General features: G+C 66.5%; 13 protein-coding genes and 4 pseudogenes. 12 read left to right on the top strand and 5 right to left on the bottom strand.

From position 1 onward, the window contains the following. Nucleotides 1–97: 97 nt before the first annotated feature. The 4 genes and pseudogenes from G6N56_RS29225 to G6N56_RS20380 all read left to right on the top strand — a co-directional run bounded on the left by G6N56_RS29225 (nt 98) and on the right by G6N56_RS20380 (nt 2,709). Complete coding sequence (locus tag G6N56_RS29225; protein WP_042791966.1) at nt 98–421, top strand: transposase; 324 nt, start codon at nt 98–100, stop codon at nt 419–421. Between the two features lie 80 nt (nt 422–501). After that, a pseudogene (locus G6N56_RS29220) lies at nt 502–711 on the top strand (IS3-like element ISMyma3 family transposase); the annotation flags it as partial. Then, a complete protein-coding gene (locus G6N56_RS29215) occupies nt 681–1,382 on the top strand; it encodes an IS3 family transposase (RefSeq protein ID WP_332103328.1) in 702 nt (233 codons plus the stop codon). The pseudogene G6N56_RS29220 and the gene G6N56_RS29215, both read left to right, overlap by 31 nt. 67 nt (nt 1,383–1,449) lie before the next feature. Further along, nucleotides 1,450–2,709 carry an IS256 family transposase gene (locus G6N56_RS20380; RefSeq protein ID WP_408632640.1) on the top strand — a complete coding sequence of 420 codons (1,260 nt, stop codon included), beginning with the start codon at nt 1,450–1,452 and terminating at the stop codon, nt 2,707–2,709. Between the two features lie 181 nt (nt 2,710–2,890). Here G6N56_RS20380 and G6N56_RS29870 read toward each other — a convergent pair. Continuing rightward, nucleotides 2,891–3,082 (bottom strand): annotated as a pseudogene (locus G6N56_RS29870) (IS110 family transposase); the annotation flags it as partial. Beyond that, complete coding sequence (locus G6N56_RS29865; RefSeq protein ID WP_408632639.1) at nt 3,082–3,705, bottom strand: IS110 family transposase; 624 nt, start codon at nt 3,703–3,705, stop codon at nt 3,082–3,084. The pseudogene G6N56_RS29870 and the gene G6N56_RS29865, both read right to left, overlap by 1 nt. 273 nt (nt 3,706–3,978) lie before the next feature. Here G6N56_RS29865 and G6N56_RS20370 point away from each other — a divergent pair. Continuing rightward, nucleotides 3,979–4,206, top strand: a pseudogene (locus G6N56_RS20370) (transposase); the annotation flags it as partial. Nucleotides 4,207–4,520: 314 nt separating this feature from the next. Here the strand turns inward: G6N56_RS20370 and G6N56_RS20365 are convergent. Continuing rightward, nucleotides 4,521–5,243 carry a creatininase family protein gene (locus G6N56_RS20365; protein ID WP_042791982.1) on the bottom strand — a complete coding sequence of 241 codons (723 nt, stop codon included), beginning with the start codon at nt 5,241–5,243 and terminating at the stop codon, nt 4,521–4,523. A 1,145-nt stretch (nt 5,244–6,388) separates the two neighbouring features. Here G6N56_RS20365 and G6N56_RS20355 point away from each other — a divergent pair. From G6N56_RS20355 to G6N56_RS20335, 5 genes and pseudogenes are all read left to right on the top strand, one after another. After that, nucleotides 6,389–6,607 (top strand): hypothetical protein, encoded by a 219-nt coding sequence (locus tag G6N56_RS20355; RefSeq protein WP_163645070.1) that lies wholly within the window; start codon nt 6,389–6,391, stop codon nt 6,605–6,607. Further along, the gene (locus G6N56_RS20350; RefSeq protein WP_024637274.1) at nt 6,604–6,939 is read left to right on the top strand and encodes an SCO3933 family regulatory protein; all 336 of its coding nucleotides are present in this window, start codon (nt 6,604–6,606) and stop codon (nt 6,937–6,939) included. The genes G6N56_RS20355 and G6N56_RS20350 overlap by 4 nt, the downstream gene beginning before the upstream one ends. Before the next feature lie 101 nt (nt 6,940–7,040). Then, entirely contained in the window at nt 7,041–8,441 is a 1,401-nt protein-coding gene (locus tag G6N56_RS20345) for an FtsK/SpoIIIE domain-containing protein (RefSeq protein ID WP_042909775.1), read from the top strand. Between the two features lie 80 nt (nt 8,442–8,521). Continuing rightward, nucleotides 8,522–10,068: pseudogene (locus tag G6N56_RS20340) on the top strand (replication initiator). After that, on the top strand, nt 10,065–10,241 hold the full coding sequence (locus tag G6N56_RS20335; RefSeq protein ID WP_163645069.1) for a hypothetical protein: 177 nt from the start codon (nt 10,065–10,067) through the stop codon (nt 10,239–10,241). The pseudogene G6N56_RS20340 and the gene G6N56_RS20335 overlap by 4 nt, the downstream one beginning before the upstream one ends. 217 nt (nt 10,242–10,458) lie before the next feature. Here the strand turns inward: G6N56_RS20335 and G6N56_RS20330 are convergent, their stop codons facing one another. Both G6N56_RS20330 and G6N56_RS20325 read right to left on the bottom strand, forming a co-directional pair. Next, nucleotides 10,459–11,898: a recombinase family protein gene (locus G6N56_RS20330; protein WP_024637089.1), complete on the bottom strand. Its 1,440-nt coding sequence runs from the start codon at nt 11,896–11,898 to the stop codon at nt 10,459–10,461. A gap of 9 nt (nt 11,899–11,907) precedes the next feature. After that, the gene (locus G6N56_RS20325) at nt 11,908–13,122 is read right to left on the bottom strand and encodes a DUF222 domain-containing protein (RefSeq protein WP_163645151.1); all 1,215 of its coding nucleotides are present in this window, start codon (nt 13,120–13,122) and stop codon (nt 11,908–11,910) included. Nucleotides 13,123–13,225: 103 nt separating this feature from the next. Here G6N56_RS20325 and G6N56_RS20320 point away from each other — a divergent pair, with 103 nt between their 5' ends. Both G6N56_RS20320 and G6N56_RS20315 read left to right on the top strand, forming a co-directional pair. Further along, the gene (locus tag G6N56_RS20320) at nt 13,226–13,981 is read left to right on the top strand and encodes a maleylpyruvate isomerase family mycothiol-dependent enzyme (RefSeq protein WP_085254555.1); all 756 of its coding nucleotides are present in this window, start codon (nt 13,226–13,228) and stop codon (nt 13,979–13,981) included. Between the two features lie 30 nt (nt 13,982–14,011). Next, on the top strand, nt 14,012–14,365 hold the full coding sequence (locus G6N56_RS20315) for a nuclear transport factor 2 family protein (protein WP_085254561.1): 354 nt from the start codon (nt 14,012–14,014) through the stop codon (nt 14,363–14,365). Nucleotides 14,366–14,393 lie beyond the last annotated feature (28 nt).

The following is a 14,393-nucleotide window of genomic DNA, read 5'->3' as shown; positions in this document are numbered from 1 at the left end:
GGGTGAAATAGGCGCAGATGTAGGTCATCGACGGGTCAGCCCCCAGTGAGCCGTCCCGGCGTTTCCGGAGACTCCCGATCTTGGGAGGATCTGGGTTATGGGACGTGTCAGCAAGTACCCCGACGAGCTTCGTGAACGTGCGGTGCGCATGGTCGCTGAGGTGCGCCCGCAGTACCCGTCGCAGTGGGCGGCGATCACGGCGGTCACGGGCATGTTGGGGATCGGCACACCGGAGACGTTGCGGACCTGGATCCGCCGCTCGGAGGTCGATACCGGCCAGCGGCCGGGTGTGACCTCCGCGATGGCCGAGGAGAACAAGGCGCTGCGCAAGGAGATTGCCGAGCTGCGCCGGGCCAACGAGATCTTGAAAGCAGCGGCGATTTTCTTCGGGGCCGAGCTCGACCGGCCCGGGAGACGGTGATCCGGTTCATCGCCGAACACAAGGACCACCAGGTGGCCGGCCCCAACGGCGGGGCCGGGCTGCGCTGGGGTGTCGAGCCCATGTGTGCGGTGCTGTCTGAGCATGGCGTGCCGATCAGCCCGTCGACCTACTACGAGTGGATCAACAAGACCCCGACACGACGGCAGATCCATGACGCCGAGCTGGTCGAGATCATCACCGCGGCGCGGGAAGACAAGAAAAAGGGCAAGTTCGTCCAGACGCTGGGGTCACGCAAGTTGTGGATCTGGCTACGCAGCCAGGGTCACGATGTCGCCCGGTGCACGGTGGAGCGGATCATGCGCGAGAACGGTTGGGAGGGCGCGCGGTACGGATCCAAGCACAAGACCACCATCGCCGACGACACTCATCGGCGATACCCGGATCTGGTGGACCGCCGCTTTATGCCGCGGCGCCAAATCGGTTGTGGGTGGCCGACTTTACGTATGTGTCGACCTGGATGGGATTCGTCTACGTCGCATTCGTCATCGACGCCTACAGCCGCCGGATCCTAGGCTGGCGGGCCGCCAGATCCATGACCACCGATCTGGTCCTCGACGCTATCGAGCATGCGTTCTTCACTCGCGCCCAGGACGGCACCACCAGTCTGCACGGGCTGATTGCGCACAGCGACGCGGGCAGTCAATACACCTCGGTGGCCTTCACCCAGCGGCTCATCGATGAGGGCGTGGATCCCTCCGTCGGCTCGGTTGGCGATGCGCTGGACAATGCGCTGGCCGAGACCACCGTCGGCTCGTTCAAGAACGAACTTATCCGCCGGCAAGGCCCGTGGCGCGACGTCAACCAGGTCGAGCTGGCGACCGCTGAATGGGTGGTCTGGTTCAACACCGAACGCCCCCACGAGTACCTCGACGACTTCACTCCCGAGGCCGTCGAGACGCTCTACTACGATCACAAACGCACCCCACCAAAGGCAGGGTGATTCAACGAATGCAGTCTCCGGACTCACCGGGACGGCTCAGAGCGGTGCTTGGCGGGAAGGACTGACGATGTCAGAAACACTCGATCCTGTGGCGATGGAACTGGATCAACGGCAGCTGGCTGAGCAGCTGCTGGCGCAGGCGAAGGAACAAGGAGTCGAATTGGTCGGCCCCAACGGGCTGCTCAATCAGTTGACCAAGAACGTGCTTGAGACCGCGCTGGACGCGGAGATGGCCGAGCACCTGGGTTATGACAAGCATGACCCAGCGGGCCGTGGCAGCGGCAATTCCCGAAACGGCACCCGGGCCAAGACGGTGCTCACCGAGATCGGGCCCGTCGAGATCGAGGTGCCCCGTGACACCAACAGCAGCTTCGACCCGCAGATCGTCAAGAAACGACAGCGTCGCCTGACCGGTATTGATGAGATCGTATTGTCGTTGACGGCAAAAGGATTGACGACCGGCGAGGTCGCGGCACACTTCGCCGACGTCTACGGCGCCACCGTCAGCAAAGACACCATCAGCCGGATCACCGACAAGGTGGTCGGCGAGATGGCCGAATGGTGCAACCGGCCGCTGGAAGCGGTATATCCAGTGGTCTTCATCGACGCCATCTTCGTCAAGATCCGCGACGGGCAGGTCACCAACCGGCCCATCTACGTGGCCGTGGGGGTCACCTGCGCAGGCGAGCGCGACATCCTCGGGCTGTGGGCCGGCGAGGGCAGCGAAGGCGCCAAGTTCTGGCTGTCGGTGCTCACCGAGATCAAGAACCGCGGCACCGGCGATGTGTGCATCGTGGTCTGTGACGGATTGAAAGGATTGCCCGAGGCAGTCAACACCGTCTGGGACCGAGCGATCATCCAAACGTGCGTCATTCATCTGTTGCGCAACACCTTTCGCTACGCGTCCCGCAAGTACTGGGATCAGATCGCCCGCGACATTCGGCCGGTCTATACCGCGGCGACCGAGGCCGCGGCCAAGGAACGCTTCGTCGAATTCACCGCGAAATGGGGTCCCCAGTACCCGGCGATCATCCGGCTCTGGGAGAACGCCTGGAGCGAGTTCGTGCCCTTCCTGGACTACGACGTCGAGATACGTCGGGTCATCTGCTCCACGGATGAAATCGTCAAGGTGAGCGGTGATTGGTGGCGGGTTTGCGGGGTTGCCAGTGGGCGACGAGGACTTCGTAGGCACGTTCGGCCTGTTCGACGACCGCGTTCTCTTCGTCGCGGCGGTGCTTGCTGTTATAGGTCGCGCCGGGCTGGCGGTAGTTGCCGCGGCGTGACGGCGCCCCGGCGGCCAGTTCGAGCTTTCGGCGCTTGTGGGTGACCAGCCCTGGTCGAGCGAAGGCGTAGTCCTGGTCCTTGGTCACCAAATGCCATGCGAGCACCGTCATCTTGCGGGCGGTGGCCACGATCGCGGTCTGAAATCCGCGTCGGGATTTGATGCGCTGATAGAACGCACGCAAGGGCCCTGGTGCGCGACTGGCCGACCAGGCCGCCTCCACCAGCACACCACGCACATGGGCGCGGCCGGCTTTGCTGATCCGACCGTGCACCGGCGCGGAATTCCCGGACTGGCGCACCTTCGGGTTGAGCCCGATATAGGCCACTAACTTGTCGGGATCGTCGAACCGAGAGAAGTCGCCGACCGCGGCCACAATGGAGATGCCGGCGATCGCATCGACACCAGGGATGGTCATCAACCGGGCCACCATCGGATCGGTGAGCGCTTCTGGGCCAGCTCTCTATCGACCAAAGCGAGTTCATGGGCGTGAAAGTCCAACTGACGCAACAACGCCTGCACGCTGGCGCGTTCATCGGCAGGTAACGGCTGACGCGAGAGCCAGTGCCGACCGGTCTTGCCAAACAAATCCGACACCGGCGGCGTCGGTGCGAGGTTACGGGCCAGGATCGCGTGCACCTGATTCTTCAGCCGAGTCCGTTGACGCACCACGTGAGCACGACGCATCACCTGCCGGCGCAGACTGCGGGTCCGATCGTCGGGCAGCCACACCGGTGGCAGAAAATCCGCTGCCAGCAACTGCGCCAAGATCCGCGCATCGACCTTGTCGGTTTTCACCTTCGCCTCGGCGATCGCCCGCGTCTTCGACGGGTTCGACACCACCACACGGGCCACCAGCGGTGTGAGCAGAGTAGCGATCGCATCGCTGTTTCCGGTGGCCTCCAACGCCACCTCATCATCCGGGCGTAGTTCAGACGCCCACGCCCGCAATGCTTCTGGCGTCACTCCGATCTTGCCTTCGTCGCGGAGGATCCCGTCCTCGACCACCGCCAGCTGCGCGAACTCGCGGTGCACATCCATGCCGACATATCTGACCACCGCCTGGTTCTCCCTTCCGTGCTGATCACTTGGCCGGGGAACCGCTGGGACGGAACGACACCTACGGATACGCGCTCGCAGCGCAGCCGGACAAGTCGCAGGGGCGGCCAACTACTAACACGGGCTCGCAGCCCATCGAGCAAGAACGGCCTGCCCATACGTGTTCCCCGAAGGCCCCTGTTCCGGACGGTCGCACCGTATGCCTAGTACGTCTGACCAGGCAAGACAGAACCACGTGGGCCTCCACCCCATTTCATACCGGGTACCAACGCCGTGGAGTCGATCAACGCCCGCTACCGGCGCGCGATTCGCGCCCGCGGGCATTTCCCTACCGACCAAGCTGCCCTGAAATGCCTGTATCTCGTTACCCGATCACTAGATCCGACCGGGCGAGGTAGGGCACGATGGGCAATGAGGTGGAAGCCCGCACTCAACGCGTTCGCAATCACCTTCAACGGCCGGATCACCCCGACCGGCAACTAACAAATGCCAAGGTCGGATCCACCGTTAAATAGCAGTAAAGAAAGTCCTCACGTGCGAGGTCAGGGCATGTGTCCCACGGTGGCCGGCGGTCTGGCCCGGCTCTGGTCGCCGCGCGAGAGGCGCAAACGCCGTTGGCCTGGCGGTGGCAGGCGCGAACACGGCCGGTGTTCTCACTGAGTGGTGGGCGCTGGTCTGGTGCTCGGCGGCGGACGCAGGGCGCAGTGGAGCGACCGGCGCGGACGGGAGCGCCAGCGGACGGAAGCGAAGGGAGCGCAGCGAAGCCCGGAAGGTAGCCGCCGAGCTGTCGCTTGTGCTCAACGTGTGGTGAGGAGTTCGATCAGGGTGTCGGCGTTGCGGCCGAGGTGGTCGAGGGCACTGCTGCCCTTGGCGGCGGTGGCCTGGGATGGTGAGCCGATGACGCCGGTGGGCGTGTAGGCGTGGATGCCGAGGCTGGTGAGGTAGCGGCGGTCGTTGGCTGTGTGGTCGCTGGTCTGCCAGCCGTCGCGCAGGTAGTCGGGATGGGTGGCGAGCAGGATGGAGGTCTCTAGTTCGCCGGCGTGCATGTCGTCGTGGTTGCTGCTGTGGATTCCTGCGGCGGTGCGGGCTTCGGTCCAGTCTTCGCGGCTGGGGTAGAGCCCAACCTTGACGGGGTTGTTGGGGTGGTTGGCTTGTTGGACGACGTTGGTGAGTACGGCGTTGCCGCCGTGGCCGTTGACGACGATCAGCCCGGCGATGTTCTGCTGTGCCAGCGATTCGATGATGTCAGCGACGATCGCGGCCAAGGTGGTGGCGCTGATGCTGATGGTGCCGGGGTAGGCGGCGTGTTCGTGGGAGCAGCTGAACGCGACCGGTGGTAGCTGAAATACGTTGTGGTGCTGATTGATTGCGGATGCGATGGCAGTGGCGATGAGGGTGTCGGTGCCCAGCGGAAGGTAGGGGCCGTGTTGTTCGAATGAGCCGACCGGCAGCACCGCGACCGTGTGGGTGGCCGCGGGGTCGGTGGTGGTGGTGGTGTCGGGGATGATTCGACGGCTCACGGGGTGACTCCTTGGGTGGCGTTTTTGATGCGGCCGGCGAGCTGTTGCAGGATCGGGTCTTTGTTTCGCCGTCGACGGTCTCGCACGATTGTGCCTGCCCTGGCCAGATGAATCCTGGCTCGCTGAGGGCGCGGCCAGGTAGCCCGGGATCGCTGCGGCGGTCAGTGCCAGTGCTTGCTGGTATTCGCCGGTGGCGATGTAGGCGTGCAGGAGTCGCATATCGGCCACGGTCTGATCGCGGTGCTGCTGTGATGTCCAGGCGTGATGGTGCCCGGCGAGCAGGGTTAGGGCTTTATCCGGGTCACCGATGCGCAGGTAGCCGGAGGCGATCTCGCTGGCGACGTAGGCGCCGTGGGCATAGATCGCATGATCATGCGGGTGGGGTTGCAGGTCACCGAGTTCGAGGGCTGCGGCGGCGTAGCGATGAAATCCCCGCTCATTGTGATTGGCCAGCTCGGCAAGGGCCTGTTGGCGGGCGATGCTGGCGGCCAGGCGACCCACGTCGTGGCCGTCGATGAGGTCGGCGGCATCGGTGGCCAAGGCGGTGGCCAGGTCGGGGTTGGTGCGGGTGAGAATGTTGGATTGGCGCATCAAGATTATGGCGTTGAATGGCGGGCCGGCCGTACGTAGGTGCAGGGCTGCGGTGTGGGTGAGCTTCTCCGCGGCGGCGTGATCTCCGAGGTCTTGGGCGATCCACCCGGCAACTTCGGCGATAGCCCCAGCGGCGCGCCGCATCTCTGCCTTGACCTGCGAGGGTGCGTGGGCAATCAGGGATTCGATGGTGACCAGATCGGATTCCACCAGGGGGCGGGCGTGTTGGGGGCCGAAGGTGTGCTCAGCTTGGATGTGGGCATGTTGCTGGGCCTCGATGACGGCGAGTACGTCACGGTCGACGGGTAGTTGTATCAGCAGCGGGTGCGGCAGCTCGGTGGCGATCGGCACGCTGAACATTTCGTCGGGTTCGACGCCGAACACCGCGGCCAGGTCTTCACGCCACAGCGGGCCGAGCATTCCGGTCCGCTCGATCTGGGCGATTTTTTGCCGCAGGGATTCCCGCGCGGGCAGGTCGGGTCGCCGCGTAGCTTGCGCACGTTTTCGACCTCGATCGCCAACTCACGCAAGCTGTAGCCGTAGCGTTTGCGGGCTTGGCTGAGCCGCTGCGCATTGAGTGCCCGGATCGGGTCGACTGCGGCCATGGCTTCGATCATGCCGCATACATCAGCGCAGGTCAGCTACGTGTGCGCGTGTGCGGTCATCACCAGTATCACTGCCTGTCACTTCCGGGCGCATCCGGGATGGCGCTGTCCTTGAGTCGCGGCCGAACAGACCGCGCCAACACCGCAAGGAAGGACAGCAATCCATGAAGTTACGTATCGACACCACCGGGGTGACGTTCCTCTGTACTCGGATTCCCGAGCAGCGCACGAATTTCGACACCGGTGCACCGCGCGTGGACAAGGCCACCGGGCAGGCGTTGTGGCAGGTGCAGCTGATCGCCCTGGACGCCACCGGCGGTGAAGTGCTGGCGGTCACCGTGGTCGGGGAACCGAAAGTCGTTGTCGGCCAGCCGGTGTCTGTGACGGGTCTGGTGGCGTTGCCGTGGTCGCAAGACGGCCGCTCGGGCATCGCGTACCGCGCCGAAGCCATCACCGCCACCGACCTCGCCACCGTCAAGACGGGCCAGCAGGCCCGGTAACCGCAGGCCGGCCCGGCAGCCCCGCGACAGCGTGCGCCTATGGGCTGCCGGGCCGACGCTCCCGCCCCTTCTTTCCCCGTCGTAAGTGAAGGCAGACCGTCATGTCGAATAGTCCAAACCGTAAGAACCACAACAACAATCCATCACCCGATGATGACTGGATCGGCGAGCTGATCGTCGGACTACTCAAAGCCGCCGGGTATCTGCTGTGGTGGGCAATCCTGTTTCCCTCCCTGAGCATTCCCACCGTCGTCGCCATCTGGGTCGGTTTCAGTCACGGCGCCCGAGCCGGCGTTTTGACCGCCGTTGTGGAGGCCGTGGCATACCTCGGCTGGTGGGTGTGCCAGCCGGCCTCATTCACCCGGTGGGTCAGCGCTCCGCTGCGGCAGCGTTTCTGGGCGTGGTGGCGTTATCACCGCAACTGGGAATCGGTCTGCGCCCTGCACGGCCTGACCGCCAAACTGGGTGAACGCACGTTGGTGCCTGCCCTGCAATCGGTGCGGATCGGCCATCACGCCGACGTGCTGATCGTCAAGGTGGTGACCGGCCAGTCGATTGCCGACTGGCAGAAACGCGCCCTCGCACTGGCGGCGACCTGGGACGCGCAGCGGTTGACGATCCGCGCCACCACGCCGGGCCAGCTGCGGATCATCATCGGCCGCGGGGATGTGCTCGGCCAGCCGATCGCGGTGCCCATGCCAACCCCGGGTTCGGCGGTCGATCTGGGCGCGGTGCGGGTCGGGGTCACCGAATCGCGGCGCTGGTGGCACCTACCGGTGTTGGGCCAGCACATCCTGGCCGCCGGTGCCACCGGAGCCGGCAAAGGCTCGGTGTTGTGGTCGCTGATCGCCGGGCTGGCACCCCACGTTAAAACGGGGCGGGTGCGGTTGTGGGTGATCGACCCCAAAGGCGGCATGGAACTCGGTGCTGGCGCGCCGCTGTTCGCCCGGTTCTGCTACCACACCGGTCAGCCCACCGTGGAACTGCTGCGCGAGCTGGTGAAGCTGATGCAGACCCGCGCCACCCGGCTGCGCGGGCACACCCGCCTGCACACCCCCGCCCTCGCTGAGCCGTTGATCGTGCTGATCATTGATGAGATCGCCGCGCTGACCGCCTATGTCACCGACCGCAAACTCCGCGCCGAGACAGAACAACTCCTCGGCCTGCTGTTATCCCAAGGGCGTGCGGTCGGGATATCGGTGGTAGCCGCGGTGCAAGACCCGGCCAAAGACACCCTGCCGGTACGGCAGTTGTTCACCGTGCGGATCGGGCTGCGGATGACCGAGGCTACCCAAACCGCCATGGTCTTGGGCCAAGGAGCCCGCGATGCCGGCGCCGAATGCGACCTGATCGCTGATACCACCCCCGGCATCGGGTACGTGATGATCGATGGCACCGCCGACCCGATACGGGTCCGGGCCTTTCACGTCACCGATCGCGATATCACCTTGTTGGCCCGCACCTTTCGGGCACCGCGTTCAGGCGAACAGGGAAATCGGTGAAGACCGTAACGACGCAGAGCCCGGTGATCGTGCTGCCGGGCCTGCCGGCCACCATCGATGCCGATGCGGTGGTCACCCAGATGTGCCGGCGCGCCTCCTCACCCGGTTTCGGGTCGTGGTGGCGGCGAGTGGAATCGGTCGGTTACTGCGCCCACCCGATCCAGCTGCTCGGTGTCGACACCGCCGGGCGTCAGCACACGGTGTGGACGCGCTGCAACAACCGCCGTCACGCGGTGTGCCCGTCATGCTCAGACCTCTACGCCCGCGACACCTGGCAACTCGTGCACGCCGGAGCCGCCGGCGGCCACCACGACATACCCGTCGAGGTCGCCAACCGTCCGCAAGTGTTCACCACCTTGACCGCCCCCAGCTACGGGGCCGTGCACAACGCCACCGGAACTCCGTGTCACGCCATACCCAACAGGTCGGCGGGCCGCTGCCGGCACGGAAACTGCCTGCGCTGCACCATAATCCACAGTGTCGATGACCCTCTGGTGGGCCAACCATTGTGCGCGGACTGCTACGACTATCTGGGACATATCTTGTTCACCTGGCATCTGCCCGAGCTGTGGCGGCGGTTCACCATCGCACTACGGCGCGCCGTGGCGACGCACCTGAAAACAGTTGGCGTCAAGCCCGGCTCGGTGCGGGTCAGCTTCGTCAAAGTCGTTGAATTGCAAGCCCGCGCCATACCCCACATCCATGCCCTGATCCGCCTCGACCCGCCACCCGCCACCAACGACACCACGAAATCAGGTGACCACGATCGTCACGGCCCGCCGCCCGCGGGTGGCAGGTTGTCTCGTCCGGTAGCCGAGCAGCATCCCGGCTGGTCGTCAGCGATCACCGCCGCCGAGCTGGCCGCCTTGATCCAACACGCTGCCAGTCGCGTCAGTATCGACGTGCCCGCCGGCGACGACGATTACGCCAACCCGGGCGGGTGCGCACGGTGCGGTTCGGCACCCAAATTGATACCCAACCATTGACACCCGAACCAATAACCGCAAGCGATTCCGAAGTCGACGACACCGCAGTCGCTTCGGCCTCGCGGTTGTCGCCGCGCAGGGTTGCGGCATATCTGGCGAAATACGTCACCAAATCCCTGCACGACTTCGGCATCACCGCGCGCCGGCTGTCCGCAGAAGCGATCGGCGAACTCGACGTTACTGAACATGTGCGGGCCATCCTGTCCACCATCGCCGGACTCGCCGAACACCCAGCGTCCGCGGGTCCGTCGTTGGCGGGGATTGGGCGCTGGCTGCACACCCTGGGCTACCGCGGCCACATCACTACCAAATCGCGGCGCTATTCGACCACCATGGGTGCCCTGCGCGCCGCCCGCGCCACCTGGACCCGTAACCAGATAGCCAAACATTCAGGGCGACAGGACGATACGCAATCCGCCCATTTCGCTGACGACGTGACGGCGAGCACCGGCAGGCAGCAGCAACCGATCGACACCGATGAGATGCTGTGGGAGTTCGACCGCGCCGGACACGCCAGCGCCGGTGACCGCGTCCTGGTCATCTCCGCAGCCCTGCGCCACATCAGCGCCCGCATCACCGGTATCACCGAATCCCGGACTGTCTCCACCCGCATCTCGCCGCCACCACGCGGGGCAGGGTGATGGCCACGACGCCCGCGGGCGGCGCCGCCAACAACCACGATGCCGGCGCGGTCCCGCTGCACGAGCGCCCGGAGTTCATAGCCTGGCTGACCGCCTCATGTGAACGCCAAGCCCTATCCGTCACCGTCACCGACCCCACCACCCTGGCTGCCATCGCAACCCTCCTGCGCTGAGCACGCAAAGGCACCGTACCGTCACCGGCCAACCGGATAGACGACGAAAGTTATTTCAACACAACCCTTCCCGGCGATAAGAGCATTCCTGGTGTCTGGGCTGGTGGGCCGTCCAGGCTCGAAGCTGGCTTCGACCGCGTGCGGCTTTGGCCTTGACGGCCCACCAGCCCAGACACACACTCGGCACTCGCCAGGGAGCATCCGCGACGCCGAAAACCTAGATGCGCCAATGGGGTTGCACGCGGTTAATGTCGAGACTGCGGGAACCGGGGGTGCCCGGTGCGATCACCGCGTGATCCAGGATCGATTTGACGATGCTCCGCTGGCGTTCCACGTCGAGGTCCGGCCATTGGCCGCGCAACGCCCCGCCGGTGCCCGCCAACTCATAAACCTCACTGGTATCGGTGGCCTCAGCGATGTCACGCCTGGCCTGCTGGATGCGGCTGGTGATCGGGTCGCGGGCCGCGATCCACTCCCGCGCGCTGATCGCGCCGTCGGCATACAAACCGGCCAGCTCATCGAGGCGCGTTTGATCGGCCTCCACGGCCGCCGCCAACGCAGCCACATCATGATTAGGGCTGGCTTTGCCGGCCAACACCTTCGCCAGATCCCGAGAATCCAGGCGGGTCAACACCGCATCAGTCAACAAAGCCTCAACCGGTTCGGCGACCACCGTCAGCCGACCACAGCCGCCATGATCGGGTCCTTTCAGACAAACATAGCGGCGCACCCGATGATCGGGATTACTGTGCCGGGCTTGCGAATACAGCCGATTACCGCAACGCCCACACCGCAGCATCCCTGACAACACATATGTGCGCGCCGCCCGCGTCTTGGTCACCGACCGCGCCGCGATACGCGCCAAGATCCGGTCCCGCTCCGCCGGCGTAATGATCGCCGGCCATTTCGCAGGCCCGATCACCTCACCACGATGCTCCCGCAGCCCGGCGATACGGCCCGAGCACAGGATCTGGCGCACCGCCGAGGTCTGCCACGACTTGGCCACCGCCGGGGAAACGCCGGAGTCGTTGAGCCACACCGTCAACGACAACAACGACTGGCCCGCCAAGTAGCGGTCCACCATCTCACGCACCACCGCCGCCTCCGACGTCCGCAGCGTGATCTTGTCGTCCTCGTAGCCGAACGGGCGCACCGAGCCGTGCGGTAGTCCCTGTTCGGCGTTCTGCAACATCTTGCGGCGAATACGTGCGGACTTGCGCCCGGACTCCTTGGCGGCGAACGCGGCGAAAATCCGGGCCATGAACAACCCGTCATCGTTACCCAGGTCAATATCGGCGGTCACGGTAGCCACGTCTCGCACACCCACCGACTCACACAAAGCGACAAACTCTTCCAACTCCACCGGTCGGCGATGCAACCGGTCCAAGTTGTAGACGATCACCGCATCCCGCGCCCCTGATGCCAGATCGGCCAGCATCCGCGCATACTGCCGACGCGGCTTGCCCGAGAACGCCGACACATCGTTATCGACATACTCATCGCCAACCGGCCAACCGCGGTCAGCAGACAGCTTGCGGCAATCCTCCAACTGCCGCGCCACCCCCAACCCGGTGCCCTCCACATCAGCCGAGATACGCGCGTAAATCGCCGCCGACCGCACCCCAGCCCGCTGACCAGCGGATTTCATCTTCGCCATGGGGGTATATTAGCAGCATCTAACCTTGGACGGGTGGGTGGGCCCGGCTGGGTAGGCGATGGTGTGGTCGATGTCGGTGAGGTCGGCGGGGCGGTCGCAGCCGGGGAAGCGGCAGGTCAGGTCGCGGCAGCGGACGAACCGGGCCAGCGCGGCCGAGGGCCGGTAGCCCGGCTCGGCGGGCGCCCCGGCGGCCATCAGTAGGGGGCTGACGCGCGCGCCGGCGCGGGCCAGCTCGGCGATCAGCGCGGCGGGCAGGGTGGCCCCGCCGGTGAGGTGGGCCGCGGGCGGCAGTGGTGTTGGGGGGCCGGGTTCGGGGTCGGGGGCCAGCGCCTCGGCCAGCGTCATCTCGGGGGTGAGCGGTCGGCGCTCGGGTTGGCCGGAGGTGTGCGGGTCGGGCGGGGCGGTCAGGGCGGCGGCATCGGCCACCACATGGATGGTCACCGCCGCGGCGCGCGGGTCGACCTCGGAGCGGGCGGGGCAGTCGGGGTTGGCGCAGCCGCACGCCAGGGTCTGGGCGCCGGCGGCCAGGGCGCCCAGGGCGTCGGCGCGGCGCTGCTCGACGGTGCGCGGATCGTGGTCGCAGACCTGCCGGGCCAGCTGGGTCAACCGGCGGTCGAGCACGGCGGCGTCGGTGGCATACAGCGACCCCCACAGGCCCGCGGTGCCCGACGCGTCGTCGGCAGGGGTGATCGAGACGTGGCGGCCGCGGGCCCCGGCGCGGTAGCGGCGCACCGCGGCGGGGTCATGGCGGGACACGATGGCGTCGATGCGCTGGCCGGCCTTGGCCACCGAAAGCGGACCGAACTGCGCGGCATCCTCGCCCAGCGCCTCATCGACCAGACGCAGGGTGTCGGGGTCTTTGATCAAGTCGGTGTGCCACACGATCGCCGAGGCCAGCCGCACACCGATCACCCCGCGGGCCAACAACGCTCCCACGCGCGACAGCCGGCTGCGCAACGCCACCGCCAGATACATCTGCCCCGAGGCCATCGCATGGCTGACGTGCCCGGCCGCGGCCACCTCGGCGGCCATCGCGTCCCAGTTGTCACACGACCAATGCGCGGATTCGGTCGGCCCATCGGCGTGCCGCACCACGAACTCCGCGATCGCCGCCAACCGCCGCGCCGCGGCCCTCGCCTCGTCCCGCGCACCCGCCCCGATCATCGCCGCCAGCTGCCCATCGGTCGCCGACCGCAACTCCGAAACACTCAAGGTGTCGCACATGTGTTCGAAAATAGTCGTCAGCGGCGACACCCGAGGCCGGCCCGTCGCCCGCCTGTGGACGAACTCCCAACTGTGGATAACCCGTGCGAGTAGCCTGACCGCCGTGGACTATGCGGCCGCATTCCTCGACGAGAACCGCGCATTTTCGGAACTGTTCCGCGACATCGACGAGTCCACGCCGGTGCCGACCTGCCCGGAGTGGAACCTCAAGCAGCTTTTCCGGCACGTCGGCCGCGGGCACCGCTGGGCGGCGCAGATCGTGCGCGACCGGCTCGACGAAGCCCCCGACCTCCGCGCCGTCGAGGGCGGCAAGCCCCCGCCCGATCCGGCCGACGCCGTCTCTTGGATGCAAGGCGGCGCCCAGCGCCTGGTCGACGCCGTCGAGCTGACGGGCCCCGAGACGCCCGTGTGGACGTTCCTCGGGCCCCGTCCGGCGAACTGGTGGGTCCGGCGCCGGCTGCACGAAACCGCGGTGCACCGCGCCGACGCCGCCTTCGCGCTGGGCGGTGAGTACACCCTCGCCCCCGACATCGCGGCCGACGCCATCACCGAGTGGCTGGAACGGGTCGCGATCCAGGCCGGGGCCAACGGCGCGCCACTGCCACTCGAACACGGGGACACCCTGCACCTGCACGCCACCGACCCGAACCTGGGCGAAACGGGCGAGTGGACCGCCCGTGCCGACGGCGGCAAGATCGCCTGGGCGCACGAGCACGGCAAGGGCAGCGTGGCGCTGCGCGGCGCTGCCACCGAGCTTCTGCTGGCGATGCTGCGCCGAGTGCCGGTCGGCGACACTGGCATCCAACTCTTCGGCGACGACGCCGTCTGGCGGACCTGGCTGGACCGAACGCCGCTGTGAGGACCGCGGACACACGGTAACTTGCTGACCATGACTACATCGGAGATCGCCACCGTCCTGGCTTGGCACGACGCCCTCAATGCCGCCGACCTGGACACTCTGGTGGCCCTGTCCAGCGACGACATCGAGATCGGTGACGCGCACGGGGCCGCCCAGGGCCACGAGGCGCTCCGCAAGTGGGCCGCCGCCGGCCCGGCAAAGGCGGAGCCGGGCCGCCTGTACGTGCACGAGGGCGTCGTGGTCGTCGAGCAGAAGGCCGACGGAGCCGACGCCGCGTCCGCCTTTCGCGTCGTCCACGACCGCGTCACCTCGGTGTTCCGGCACGCGGACCTGGCGTCGGCGCTGGCGGCCACCGAACTCACCGAGGACGACCTCGTCGAATAGGGGTTGAATAGGGATCGATAGGGAGCCA

This window comes from Mycobacterium saskatchewanense (assembly GCF_010729105.1).
Taxonomy (GTDB): domain Bacteria; phylum Actinomycetota; class Actinomycetes; order Mycobacteriales; family Mycobacteriaceae; genus Mycobacterium; species Mycobacterium saskatchewanense.
This window is presented reverse-complemented; position numbering and strand designations above follow the sequence as displayed.

What these genes read in the sequence shown, in the direction of transcription:
- G6N56_RS29225 (WP_042791966.1), top strand. Translation starts at nt 98, where the DNA reads ATGGGACGTGTCAGCAAGTACCCCGACGAGCTTCGTGAACGTGCGGTG.
- G6N56_RS20345 (WP_042909775.1), top strand. Translation starts at nt 7,041, where the DNA reads ATGTCGAATAGTCCAAACCGTAAGAACCACAACAACAATCCATCACCC.
- G6N56_RS20325 (WP_163645151.1), bottom strand. Translation starts at nt 13,122, where the DNA reads ATGTGCGACACCTTGAGTGTTTCGGAGTTGCGGTCGGCGACCGATGGG.
- G6N56_RS20330 (WP_024637089.1), bottom strand. Translation starts at nt 11,898, where the DNA reads ATGGCGAAGATGAAATCCGCTGGTCAGCGGGCTGGGGTGCGGTCGGCG.
- G6N56_RS20380 (WP_408632640.1), top strand. Translation starts at nt 1,450, where the DNA reads ATGTCAGAAACACTCGATCCTGTGGCGATGGAACTGGATCAACGGCAG.
- G6N56_RS20350 (WP_024637274.1), top strand. Translation starts at nt 6,604, where the DNA reads ATGAAGTTACGTATCGACACCACCGGGGTGACGTTCCTCTGTACTCGG.
- G6N56_RS29865 (WP_408632639.1), bottom strand. Translation starts at nt 3,705, where the DNA reads ATGGATGTGCACCGCGAGTTCGCGCAGCTGGCGGTGGTCGAGGACGGG.
- G6N56_RS20315 (WP_085254561.1), top strand. Translation starts at nt 14,012, where the DNA reads ATGACTACATCGGAGATCGCCACCGTCCTGGCTTGGCACGACGCCCTC.